We start from the raw sequence: 11,827 nt of genomic DNA on the forward strand, positions 1-11,827 counted from the left end.
CTCGCCGCGGGCGTCCACGTCGATCTTCTGCGACAGGTCGCCCTTGGCCACCGCCGTGGCGACCTGGGCGATGTCACGGACCTGGGTGGTGAGGTTCCCCGCCATGGCGTTGACCGAGTCCGTCAGGTCGGCCCAGGTGCCCGAGACGCCCGGCACCCTCGCCTGACCGCCGAGGGTCCCCTCGGTGCCGACCTCGCGGGCCACCCGGGTGACCTCGGAGGTGAACACGGACAGCTGGTCCACCATGCCGTTGAAGACCTTGGCGATGTCGCCCATCAGACCGTCCGCCTCGTCCGGCAGACGCGTGCCGAAGTCGCCGTCCCGCACGGCCGTCAGGCCCGCGAGGAGGCGGCGCAACTCCTGGTCGCCCGGAACCGCGTCGACGGCCCCGGTGCTGTCGCTGGTCATGCGCACCCTCGTTCCGCTCCCCAGGAGCCCTCGGCGACGAGGACTCGGAACCCCTCCGGACCGGTCGGGCGGTCCGGCCTGTTGTGCGTGCTTTTCCGCAGTTCACGGATCCGCCCAATGAGAAAAATACGTCAGAGGCTAACCCAGGTCCCGGGTGCGGACAAAGCGGGGCCTCACCCGGTGGAGCGCGGCCCCGTACGGATCATGCCGCGCGTGCGGGCCCGGCCGATTTCCCCGCCGGTCGGCCCGCGGCGTCCGAATGCGGTGGCCCGGGCCGGGTATCTGCTGCTGTAGGAGCCGGTCCGGCCCGTGGCGTCCGCCCGGCCCCACAGTCGTCACCGACGTGGGAGGGAAGGGGCAGCGTGCCGATGGAGAGCATCTGGTCGTATGCGGAGGGCAGCGGTCACGTGCGGGGACAGGACCTGACGGGCTGCACCGTCGTCGCGAGCGACGGCACCATCGGTCACGTGGACCGGCAGGCCGAACACTTCGGCATGCGGCACCTGGTCGTCGACACCGGCGTCTGGGTCTTCGGCCGGAGCGTGCTCGTGCCCGTCGGCATGGTCAGGGGCGTCGACACCGAGGCCCGTACGGTCACGGTGGGCTGCACCAGGGCGGAGGTCAAGGCCGCGCCCCGGTTCCGGACCGACAGCGAGACGATGGACCGGGAGTACCTGGCGTCCGTCGGCGACTACTACCACCGGCTGCCGCCCCAGGAGACCTCCGCGGACTGACCCGGTTGTGATCACAGCACGGCGAACACCAGGGACACCACTGACATGGAATCAACCGACCGGATCACCACGGCCCCGACCGGCGTCGCGTCGTCCCGCGTACCGGGACCGGGCGCCGTCACCGGCGCGGCGACGGCGCGCGCGTACGCGGAGGCGGTGGCGCGCACGCGATGGGGGTCGGGCCGCGGGGTGCGGGAGGAGGACGTCATCGACCTGCTGCTCGTGGTCTCGGAGTTGGTCACCAACGCGATCCGGCACGGAGACGGTCTGGCGGGTTTCGAGGTCCGGCCCACGGCCGAAGGCGTGTGGATCGCCGTCCACGACAACAGCGCGGTGGTGCCCCGGGCCGCGTACGCGTTCCCCACCAGGCACCACGGGAACGGCTACGGCTGGCCGCTGGTCGCCCGCCTGGCACGCGAGATCGACGTCGACCGGCACTCGGGGGGCGGCAAGACGATCAGCGTGCTGGTGCCCCTGCGCGACGCGGACGCGCCGTGAGCGGGGCGGTCACCAGGGCGGTCACCATGGCCGTCACCAGGGCAGGAAGACGTGGATGTCCTTGCCCCGCTCGCCGGTGACGACGCTCACCTGGTCGGACAGGGTGTGGATGAGATGCCAGCCGATGCCGCCGCCACCGCTGCTCGGATGGAAGGGGCGCGGCGCGGGTTCGGTCGTACTGGAGTCGTGCATCACCACGTGCACGCCGTCGAAGGTACGGCGCAGCCGCAGCTGGAACGGCCCCGGAGCGTACTGCACCGCGTTCGCCGCCAGCTCCGTGACGACGAGGAGTATGTCGTCCCAGTGCTCGGGCTGCGAGGGTGGTGACGCACGGGCCAGGTCGTAGAGGAATTCCTCCGCGACCAGGCGCGCACCGGTCACATTGTGCAGCTCCCCGGTGAAGCTGGCGGTGCGGTTCGTGATCTCCTCGGAAGCCAGTGTCCTGTCCCAACGCGACTCGGCTGCCATTGCGCCTTCCCGGCCCGGCATCCGCCGGGCGTTGTCCCTTCTTCGCTTTCCCTTCGTTTGTTAGTTCCCGTGCCGGCCGAGCCTACGCGCCTCGGTATGCCGGGCCGGGCCGAGGTGGCCAGGGGGTTACGGGGCCGTGACCCCCGGGGCGCGTTCCCGGCGCGGGGACGGCCGGTGCCGGGGCCGGTGCCGTGCCCGGCCCCGGCGCGCACCGCCTTCGGCCGGCACGCCGAACGGCGAGTGCGCGGGCCCGGCCTACTCCACCGGCGAGCCCGCGCACCGTCGCGGGCTCGCCCGGTCACCGGAGGAACACGTTGTCCGAGTCCTCCCAGCCGGCCTGCTCCTCCGGAACCCTCCGCGGCCGACGGTGCGAGCGGGCCTCGTACATCGCGTCGATCTCGAAGGCATAGGTCCTTGTGATCTCGTCCCGCCGGAGTTTCATCGACGGCGTGAGGAGCCCGCCCGCCACGTCGAACGGATCGGGCAGTACCCGGAAGACCCGGATGGACTCAGAGCGCGACACGGCGCTGTTGGCCGCGGCGACGGCCCGCGCGACCTCTTCCCGCAGCGCGTTCTCCTCCCGTGCCTCCCGGGCCGGGGCGTCGCCCTGCAGGGCCAGGCCCGCCCGCCAGTGCGTCAGGAACTCCGGGTCGAGTGTGATCAGGGCGCCGACGCAGGGCCGGTTGTCACCCACGACCACCGCCTGGTGGACGAGCGGGTGCATGCGCAGCCGCTCTTCCAGGGCGGCCGGAGCCACGCTCTTGCCGCCGCTGGTGATGATGACGTCCTTCTTGCGCCCGGTGATCGCCAGATAGTTCTCGTCGTCCAGATGCCCCAGGTCGCCGGTGGCCAGCCAGCCGTCCCGCAGCACCTCATGGGTGGCGGCCTCGTCACCGACGTACCCCTGGAACAGTGACGGACCGCGCACCAGGATCTCCCCGTCGTCGGCCACCCGGACCTCCATGCCGGGCAGGGGCTGCCCGACGGTGCCGGACTTCTCCCGGCCCAGCGGCTGCATCGTCAGCCCGCCGCTGGTCTCGGTGAGGCCGTAGCCGTCGTGGACGTAGATGCCGATGCCCTCGTAGAACAGGGACAGCTCGCGGCTGAGCGGCGAACCACCGGACGTCGCGCGGTGCACCCGGCCGCCCAGCGCGTTCCGCAGTCGGCGGTAGACCGTCCGCTCGTACAGGGCGTGCTGGAGGCGGAGGTCGAACCCGGGGCCCGGCCCCCTGCCCAGCCGATGGCGCTCCAGCGCGGCGGCGAAGTCCCGCGCCGTGTCGGCGGCCCGCTCGAACAGCGCCCCGCGGCCCGCCTTCTGGGCGGCGCGCAGGAAGTTCTTGTAGAGCTTCTCCAGGACCGACGGGACGGCGTAGAAGTACGTCGGGCGGAAGGAGCGCAGGGCCGAGGCCAGCGCCTCCTGGGACATCGCGGGCTCGTGCGCCATGAGCAGTCCGCCCCGGACGCACAGGTTCTGGATCATCAGCCCGTACACGTGGGAGAAGGGCAGGAAGGCGAGGACGGCGCCCTGCTCACCCGGGGGCGCCACCGTGCTGCCCCAGCCCGCGAGCAGGGTGTCGCACGGGCCGGCCAGACTGCGGTGGCTCAGCGCGCAGCCCCTGGCGCGGCCGGAGGTGCCCGAGGTGTAGGCGACGACCGCCGTGGAGTCCGGCAGCACGATGCGGCGCATGGAGTCGACACCGGCGGACGGGAGGCACGCGCCGCGCGCCACCAGTGTGTCCACCGCGCCCGCGTCCAGTTGCCAGACATGGCGCAGCGTCGGCAGCGAGGCGCACACCGAGCCGACGGTCATCACACTCTGCTCGTCCTCGACCACCACGGCGACGCAGCCCGAATCCCGCAGGATCCACTCGACCTGGTCGCGCGAGGAGGTCGGATAGATCGGCACGACCTCGGCGCCCACCGTCCACAGCGCGTAACTGAAGACCGTCCACTCGTACCGGGTCCGCGCCAGGATCGCCACCCGGTCGCCCGGCGAGATCCCGCACGCGATCAGGCCCTTGGCGACGTCGACCACCTCGTCGCGGAACTCCGCGGCCGTCACCTCCTGCCAGACGGGGGAGTCCGGCGTGGGACGGCGGGCCAGCATCGGCAGGGCCGGCGTGCGTGCGGCCGTCTCGAAGAGGCTGTCGGCGAGCCCGCCCGTCAGGGGCCCGGCGGCCCGGGGAGCGGGAGCGGGGTCGCGCATGCGCTGGCTCCTGACATGTACGGACGGTGACACCGCCGACGAGCACCGTTATCGGCGGTGCTGAATCTAGCCGAGGCGATGGTCACGGGGGGCCGGGACGGCAGAAGTGTTCCCACCCGGTGATCTCGGCGGATCGGGGGACCCGTAGGGCATGACTCACACGAATCCGGACCCGGAACCCGAACGCAGCACCGGACTGGAGCCGGGAGGCGGCGTACCGCCCGGCGAGACCCCGCCGGGGGAGAGCAGCATGTCCGAGGCGGGCCCGTGGGAGGGGAACAACCCGCCCAAGGGATGGGCCAAGGCACCCCTGACGGTGATCCTCGTCCTCGTGGCGCTCATCGCGGCCGGCTTCCTCGGCTACGCACTGGTCCTGATGCTCTGAACGCGGGCGAGGAGCCGCAGGCCTCCGCAGGGGCGTCTCAGGCCGTCTGCGTGCGGCGTACGCACTCGGTGACGACGTCCCGCAGGCTGCCGGTGCGCTCCAGCAGCTCGCGCTGCACCCGTGCCCCGTTGCCGTGCCGCAGCAGCTCGGCGGCGCCGTCCCGTACCCGGTCGAGGTCGCCGTCGGCGGCCAGCGCCTCCCCGACGTGGTCCAGCAGGGCCCGTACGACCGATTCGGCCGGCATCCGCCGCATCGTCGCGGGATGCAGCAGTTCCTCCGTCAGCCCGGACCGGGCCGCCCGCCAGGCGGCGAGACGCAGCAGGCTCACACTGTGCCCGGCCGGCTCCCTGCCCTCCCGCCACTCCCGTGCGGCCGTTTCCACCAGCGCGCGGGCGAGGGCGGCGACGACGACGGCCGTTCCGGCGTCCAGGCAGACGTCAGCGACCCGGAACTCGACCGTCGGGTACCGCTGGGACAGCCGGACGTCGAAATAGATCATCCCCTCGTCGAGGATCGTGCCGGTGGCGAGCATGTCCGCGACCCGGCGGTGATAGGTCTCCGCCGAACCGAACAGCTCCGTCGGACCGGCCGACGGCCAGCGCTGCCAGACCCGGCTGCGATAACTGCTGTAGGCCGAGTCCCGGCCCTGCCAGAAGGGGGAGTTGGCGCTCAGCGCGGCGAGCACCGGCAGCCAGGGCCGCACCCGGTCGATCACCGCGACGCCCTCCTCGTCGGACTCCACGGAAACGTGCACGTGGCAGCCGAGGACGAGCTGTTCGTGGACCACGACGCCGTACTGGTCCGCCATCCACCGGTAGCGGCGGTTCATTCCGACGGAGGGGCTGACCGGCAGCGGCGACGTGGCGAGCGCCGCCACGGCACATCCGATTTCTCCGGCGTGCCGCCCGGCCTCCCCGCGGCAGCGGACGATCTCCGCGTGCAGACGCCCCATGTCCGCCTGCGGATGAGTGGCGAACTCGAGCATCTGCTCGTGCAGTTCCTTCTCGAACACGTCCTGTCCGGCATCGTCGAGCAGGACGTGGGCGAGCACGGCGGCGGACAGCGCCCGCGGCTCGCCGGTCTCGGGGTCGACCAGGAGGAGTTCCTCCTCCACTCCGACGGTGCGCACGTGATGCCGCCTTTCTGTGGGCCCGGCCCCGGCGACGAGGTCTTCGCGGTCGCCAGGACCACCGACTGCCCCGGGAGAGCGGCCGGACACCTGGCCGGCCGCAGCGCCTCACCGGGCGTACGGCATCAGCCACACCGTGGCCAGCGGCGGGAGCGTGATCCGGATGCTCCCGTCCTCCGGTTTGACCGGGTCGGAGTCGGTCACCCCGGAGCCGCCGTACTCCGCGGCGTCGGTGTTGAGGACCTCCTGCCAGGCGGTGACGTCGTCGCCCACCGCGAGCCCGTAGTCGTGCCGGACGACCGGGGAGAAGTTCGACACCGCCAGCAGCGGGGTGCCGTCCGTGTCGAACCGCAGGAACGCGAAGACGTTGTCCTCGGCCGCGTCCACGGCGACCCACCGGAAGCCGGCCGGATCGGTGTCGCGCCGCCACAGGGCCGGGGTCCGCCGGTAGCGGGTGTTGAGTTCGCGCACCAGGTCCTGGATGCCGCGGTGGTCGCCCGCCGAGTGGTACCCCTCGTCGAGCAGCCACCACTCCGGTCCCTGCTTCTCCGACCACTCGGCGCCCTGGGCGAACTCCTGCCCCATGAACAGCAGCTGCTTGCCCGGGTGCGCCCACATGAAGCCGAGGTAGGCGCGGACGTTCGCCCGCCGCTGCCACCAGTCGCCGGGCATCTTCGACACCAGCGCCTGCTTGCCGTGCACCACCTCGTCGTGGGAGATCGGCAGGCAGTAGTTCTCGCTGTACGCGTAGACCATCGAGAAGGTCATCTCGTGGTGGTGGTACTTGCGGTGCACCGGCTCGTGCGCGACGTACTCCAGCGAGTCGTGCATCCAGCCCATGTTCCACTTCAGGCCGAAGCCGAGCCCGCCGGCGTCGGTGGGCCGGGTCACCCCGCCCCACGCGGTCGACTCCTCGGCGATCGTCACCACGCCGGGGCAGCGCCGGTAGACGGTCGCGTTCATCTCCTGGAGGAACGCCATGGCCGCCAGGTCCTCGCGGCCGCCGTACTGGTTGGGCTCCCACTGACCGGAGTCGCGCGAGTAGTCCAGGTAGAGCATCGAGGCGACCGCGTCGACGCGCAGCCCGTCGATGTGGAACTCCTCGCACCAGTACACGGCGTTCGCCACGAGGAAGTTGCGCACCTCGGTCCGCGCGAAGTCGAAGGTGTACGTCCCCCAGTCCGGATGGGTCGCGCGCCGCTCGTCCCCGGGCTCGTACAGCGGGTCCCCGTCGAAGCGGGCCAGCGCCCAGTCGTCCTTCGGGAAGTGCGCCGGCACCCAGTCCATGATCACGCCGATGCCCGCCCGGTGCAGCGCGTCGACCAGGTACCGGAAGTCGTCGGGCGGGCCGAGGCGCGCGGTCGGCGCGTAGAAGCCGGTGACCTGGTAGCCCCAGGACGGGCCGTAGGGGTGCTCGGCGACCGGCATCAGCTCGACGTGGGTGAAGCCCAGGTCCCGGACGTACGCGGGGAGCTCCTCGGCCAGCTCGCGGTAGGTCAGCCCGGGCCGCCAGGACGGCAGGTGCACCTCGTACACCGAGAACGGCGCCTCGTGCACGGGCGTGTCGGCGCGGGTCCGCATCCACTCGCCGTCGCCCCACTGGTACGCCGACGCGGTCACCACGGACGCGGTGTTCGGCGGCTCCTCCGCCGCGCGGGCCATGGGGTCGGCCTTGAGGAACCGGTGACCGTAACGCGAGTGGATCTCGAACTTGTACCGGGTGCCCTCGCCGACGCCCGGCAGGAACAGCTCCCAGACCCCGGACGAACCGAGCGAGCGCATCGGGAACGCGGTGCCGTCCCAGTGGGTGAAGTCGGCGGCGACCCGCACCCCCTGGGCGTTCGGCGCCCACACCGTGAACCGGGTGCCGGTGACACCCTCGTGGGTCATCGGCTCCGCGCCGAGGGCCCGCCACAGCTGCTCGTGCCGGCCCTCGGAGATCAGGTGCAGATCGAGCTCGCCGAGGGCGGGCAGGAAGCGGTACGGGTCGTGCGTCTCCTGCTCGCCCGCCTCGTACGTCACGACGAGGGTGTACGCGGGGATCTCCGCCAGGGGCAGGACACCGGAGAAGAGGCCGTCCTCCTCCGACACGAGGCCGTGGCGCTCGCCGTCGACGACCACGCTCACCTCGCGGGCGAACGGGCGCAGCGCCCGGAAGGCGATGCCGCCCGGGACCGGGTGGGCGCCCAGCAGGGCGTGCGGATCGTGGTGGGCGCCCGCCAGGAGGCGCCCCCGGTCGGTCGGGTCGAGGGGCGGGGCGGTTCCGCACGCACCGGGGGTGGGCGGGACGGGACCGGACGGCTCGGGGAGCGAGGTGTCGCGGAGGGCCACGGGTCAGTCTCCTCTCACGGCGAGTCGTTCGATCGCCGCCATGGGTACGGGAAGCCAGTCGGGGCGGTGCCGGGCCTCGTACAGCACCTCATACACGGCGCGGTCCGTCTCGTAGGCGCGCAGCAGGCCGTGCTTCTTACGGGGGTCCCACCCGGCGCGGGCGGCGTAGCCCGCGCAGAAGGCCTCCCGGCAGCGGCGCGCCCATTCGGGGCGCCACGGGCGGCGCTGCCGGGCGGCGTAGTCGAAGGAGCGGAGCATGCCCGCGATGTCCCGCACGGGTGAGTGGGCGCTGCGCCGTTCGGACAGCGGGCGGGACGGCTCGCCCTCGAAGTCGATGACGAACCAGTCCCGGCCGGCCCGCAGCACCTGGCCCAGGTGCATGTCGCCGTGGATGCGCTGGGCCGGCGGCCCGGAGTCGCAGGTGGACAGTGCCGCGAAGGCCGCCCGCAGCCCGGGCACGAAGGGCTGCAGCGCCGGTACGCAGTGCGCGGCGGCGGTCAGCCGCTCGGTCATCGCCGCCGCCGTGCGGCCGTTCTCCCCGGGGGCACCGGCCGGGAAGGCGGAGGCCAGCGCGAGGTGGACGTCGGCCATCGCCTGCCCGAGCTCGCGGGCCTGCACGGTGAAGTCGTCCCCGCCGGCCAGCGCGTTCAGGGCGAGGGTCCAGCCGTCGGAGGCGTCGTGCAGGAACGGCTGGAGCACGCCGAGCGTCGCCCCGTACGGATGGGTCGTACGCATCCACGCCACCGGCGCGGGGACCCGGCCGCAGCCCTGCCGGGCCAGCGCGTCGGGCACCTCCAGGTCGGGGTTGACGCCGGGCTGGATGCGCCGGAAGAGCTTCAGGATGAACTCGTCGCCGTAGATCAGCGACGAGTTGGACTGCTCGGCGTCCAGCAGCCGCGGTACGAGCCCGCCGGGTACCGGCCGCGCGGGGTCGGACTCGAAGCGCAGCGGTCCCGCCTTGCCGGGACGCCTGAGCCGTTCCAGGAGCAGCTGGGCCGCCCGGGGGTCGTGCAGCGCGTCGTAGACCGTCCGGCCGGCCAGCGGGCCGTCCTGAACCTGCCCGATGAGTGCCCGGCCCAGACGCGGCGACGGCTGCTCGCGCACGCCGAGCAGCAGTTGGTAGCAGTCGCCGGCCGGGGGAGCGCCTCCCGGCGCGGGCACGGGGCCCTGTCCGGTGTGGACCAGGAGATGCAGACAGCCCGGGAAGAGCTCGGTCATCGACAGCAGACCGAGCTCGGCGACGGGACGGTCCTTGCCGGCGAACCAGCGCTGGCGCGGCAGCCACTGACGCAGCAGTTCGCCGAGCGACGCCATGGGCTCGGCGAGATGCCTGCGTCTGGGGCGCAGGGGTGCGGTCTTCGGCATGGTGACGCGTCCTTTCCTCGGCCCACGCTCACACGCGGCGGCCGATGCGGGATGCGACTCGGGTGAGCCGGAACCAGTAGAAGCCGTGGCCCCCGAGGGTCAGCAGGTACGGCAGTTCGCCGATGGCGGGGAAACGGACGCCGCCGAACAGCTCGACCGGATGGCGTCCGGCGAACTCGCGCAGGTCGAGTTCGGTGGGCTGGGCGAACCGCGCGAAGTTGTTCACGCACAGCACCAGGTCGTCCTCGTACTCGCGCAGGAAGGCGAGCACCGCGGGGTTGGAGGACGGCAGTTCGGTGTAGGTGCCGAGGCCGAAGGCGGGGTTCTGCTTGCGGATCTCGATCATGCGGCGGGTCCAGTGGAGCAGGGACGAGGGCGAGGCCATGGACGCCTCGACGTTCGTCACCTGGTAGCCGTAGACCGGGTCCATGATCGTCGGCAGGTACAGGCGCCCCGGATCGCAGGTGGAGAAGCCGGCGTTGCGGTCCGGGGTCCACTGCATGGGGGTGCGGACCGCGTCGCGGTCGCCGAGCCAGATGTTGTCGCCCATGCCGATCTCGTCGCCGTAGTAGAGGATCGGCGAGCCGGGCAGGGCCAGCAGCAGGGCGGTGAACAGCTCGATTTGGTCGCGGTCGTTGTCCAGCAGGGTGGCGAGCCGGCGCCGGATGCCGATGTTGGCGCGCATCCGCGGGTCCTTGGCGTACTCCGCGTACATGTAGTCGCGCTCTTCGTCGGTGACCATTTCCAGGGTCAGCTCGTCGTGGTTGCGCAGGAAGATGCCCCACTGGCAGCCGGACGGGATGGCCGGGGTCTTGGCGAGGATCTCGGAGACCGGGTAGCGGGACTCGCGGCGCACGGCCATGAAGATCCGCGGCATGACCGGGAAGTGGAACGCCATGTGGCACTCGTCGCCGCCCGCGGCGTAGTCGCCGAAGTAGTCGACGACGTCCTCCGGCCACTGGTTGGCCTCGGCCAGCAGCACGGTGTCGGGGTACTGGGCGTCGATCTCGCGCCGGACCCGTTTCAGGAACGCGTGGCTGGCGGGCAGGTTCTCGCAGTTGGTGCCCTCTTCGGCGTACAGATAGGGCACGGCGTCGAGGCGGTAGCCGTCGACGCCCAGGTCCAGCCAGAACCTCAGCGCGGCCAGCATCTCCTCCTGGACGGCCGGGTTCTCGTAGTTGAGGTCGGGCTGGTGGGAGAAGAAGCGGTGCCAGTAGTACTGCCCGCGGACCGGGTCGTAGGTCCAGTTGGAGGCCTCGGTGTCGACGAAGATGATGCGGGCGTCGGAGTACCGGGTGTCGTCGTCGGCCCAGACGTAGTAGTCGCCGTACGGGCCGTCGGGGTCCTTGCGCGACTCCTGGAACCACGGGTGCTGGTCGCTGGTGTGGTTCATGACGAAGTCGATGATCACGCGGATGCCGCGCTGGTGGGCGGCGTCCATGAACTCGACGAAGTCGGCCAGGTCGCCGAACTCGGGCAGGACGGCGGTGTAGTCGGAGACGTCGTAGCCGCCGTCGCGCAGGGGGGACTTGAAGAAGGGCGGGAGCCACAGGCAGTCCACGCCCAGCCATTGCAGGTAGTCCAGCTTGGCGGTGAGGCCCTTGAGGTCGCCGACGCCGTCGCCGTTGCTGTCCTGGAAGGAGCGGACGAGTACCTCGTAGAAGACGGCTCGTTTGAACCAGTCCGGGTCGCGGTCCTTGGCCGGGGTGTCCTCGAACTTGTCCGGCACGGGCTCGTTCACGGTCATGAGGCTGCTGACCCTCCGTTCTGGGGCGCGGCGGCCGGCGGCCGGCGGACGTGGAAGACGTGAGCGGGGGCCCGGCCGGGCTCCAGCCGCACGTAGTTGGTGCGGCCCCAGTGGTAGGTCTCGTCCGTGAGTTCGTCGTGGACCGGCACCGACTCGTGCCAGTCGAGACCGAGCTGCGGCATGTCGAGGGAGATCGTGGCCTCCTGGGTGCGATGGGGATCGAGGTTGGCCACCACCAGTACGACGTCGGACCCCACGCGCTTGCTGTACGCGATCAGCGCGTCGTTGTCGGTCCGGTGGAAGCGCAGGTTCCTGAGCCGGTGCAGCGCGGGATGGGTGCGCCGGATGGTGTTGAGGCGGGTGATGAGGGGGGCGATGGTGCGGCCCTCGCGTGCGGCGGTGGCCCAGTCGCGGGGTTTGAGCTGGTACTTCTCGCTGTCGAGGTATTCCTCGCTGCCTTCGCGCAGGGGGGTGTTCTCGCAGAGTTCGTAGCCGCTGTAGACGCCCCAGGTGGGGGAGAGGGTGGCGGCGAGGACGGCGCGGACCTCGAAGGCGG

At 71.8% G+C, this 11,827-nt stretch carries 10 protein-coding genes and 1 pseudogene; 3 read left to right on the forward strand and 8 right to left on the reverse strand.

The annotated features are described in order from the left end of the window. Positions 1-408, reverse strand: a 408-nt coding sequence (locus ACZ7G3_RS16135) for a HAMP domain-containing protein (protein WP_470926114.1), incomplete at its 3' end; no start/stop codon positions are given. Between the two features lie 362 nt (positions 409-770). Between ACZ7G3_RS16135 and ACZ7G3_RS16140 the strand changes: the two genes are divergently transcribed. Beyond that, positions 771-1,142, forward strand: a complete 372-nt coding sequence (locus ACZ7G3_RS16140; RefSeq protein ID WP_470926115.1) for a PRC-barrel domain-containing protein — start codon at positions 771-773, stop codon at positions 1,140-1,142. Between the two features lie 45 nt (positions 1,143-1,187). Beyond that, a complete protein-coding gene (locus ACZ7G3_RS16145) occupies positions 1,188-1,640 on the forward strand; it encodes an ATP-binding protein (RefSeq protein WP_470926117.1) in 453 nt (150 codons plus the stop codon). Between the two features lie 33 nt (positions 1,641-1,673). Here the strand turns inward: ACZ7G3_RS16145 and ACZ7G3_RS16150 are convergent, their stop codons facing one another. Both ACZ7G3_RS16150 and ACZ7G3_RS16155 read right to left on the reverse strand, forming a co-directional pair. Continuing rightward, positions 1,674-2,108, reverse strand: a complete 435-nt coding sequence (locus ACZ7G3_RS16150; protein ID WP_279562485.1) for an ATP-binding protein — start codon at positions 2,106-2,108, stop codon at positions 1,674-1,676. Positions 2,109-2,406: 298 nt separating this feature from the next. Then, entirely contained in the window at positions 2,407-4,314 is a 1,908-nt protein-coding gene (locus ACZ7G3_RS16155) for an AMP-dependent synthetase/ligase (protein WP_470926119.1), read from the reverse strand. Between the two features lie 151 nt (positions 4,315-4,465). On the opposite strand from ACZ7G3_RS16155, the gene ACZ7G3_RS16160 reads away from it, so the two are divergent. Beyond that, entirely contained in the window at positions 4,466-4,699 is a 234-nt protein-coding gene (locus ACZ7G3_RS16160) for a DUF6480 family protein (RefSeq protein ID WP_426601607.1), read from the forward strand. 37 nt (positions 4,700-4,736) lie between these two features. Here the strand turns inward: ACZ7G3_RS16160 and ACZ7G3_RS16165 are convergent, their stop codons facing one another. The 5 genes and pseudogenes from ACZ7G3_RS16165 to ACZ7G3_RS16185 form a co-directional block, all read right to left on the reverse strand. Further along, positions 4,737-5,828 carry a glutamate--cysteine ligase 2 gene (locus ACZ7G3_RS16165; RefSeq protein ID WP_470926121.1) on the reverse strand — a complete coding sequence of 364 codons (1,092 nt, stop codon included), beginning with the start codon at positions 5,826-5,828 and terminating at the stop codon, positions 4,737-4,739. 108 nt (positions 5,829-5,936) lie between these two features. Further along, positions 5,937-8,159 carry a 1,4-alpha-glucan branching enzyme gene (glgB, locus tag ACZ7G3_RS16170; protein ID WP_470926123.1) on the reverse strand — a complete coding sequence of 741 codons (2,223 nt, stop codon included), beginning with the start codon at positions 8,157-8,159 and terminating at the stop codon, positions 5,937-5,939. A gap of 3 nt (positions 8,160-8,162) precedes the next feature. Then, positions 8,163-9,524 carry a maltokinase N-terminal cap-like domain-containing protein gene (locus ACZ7G3_RS16175; protein ID WP_470926125.1) on the reverse strand — a complete coding sequence of 454 codons (1,362 nt, stop codon included), beginning with the start codon at positions 9,522-9,524 and terminating at the stop codon, positions 8,163-8,165. A gap of 28 nt (positions 9,525-9,552) precedes the next feature. Continuing rightward, positions 9,553-11,271, reverse strand: a complete 1,719-nt coding sequence (gene treS / locus ACZ7G3_RS16180) for a maltose alpha-D-glucosyltransferase (RefSeq protein ID WP_470926126.1) — start codon at positions 11,269-11,271, stop codon at positions 9,553-9,555. Beyond that, a pseudogene (locus ACZ7G3_RS16185) lies at positions 11,268-11,827 on the reverse strand (alpha-1,4-glucan--maltose-1-phosphate maltosyltransferase); the annotation flags it as partial. The pseudogene ACZ7G3_RS16185 and the gene treS, both read right to left, overlap by 4 nt.

This window comes from Streptomyces sp. NPDC037271 (assembly GCF_055603605.1).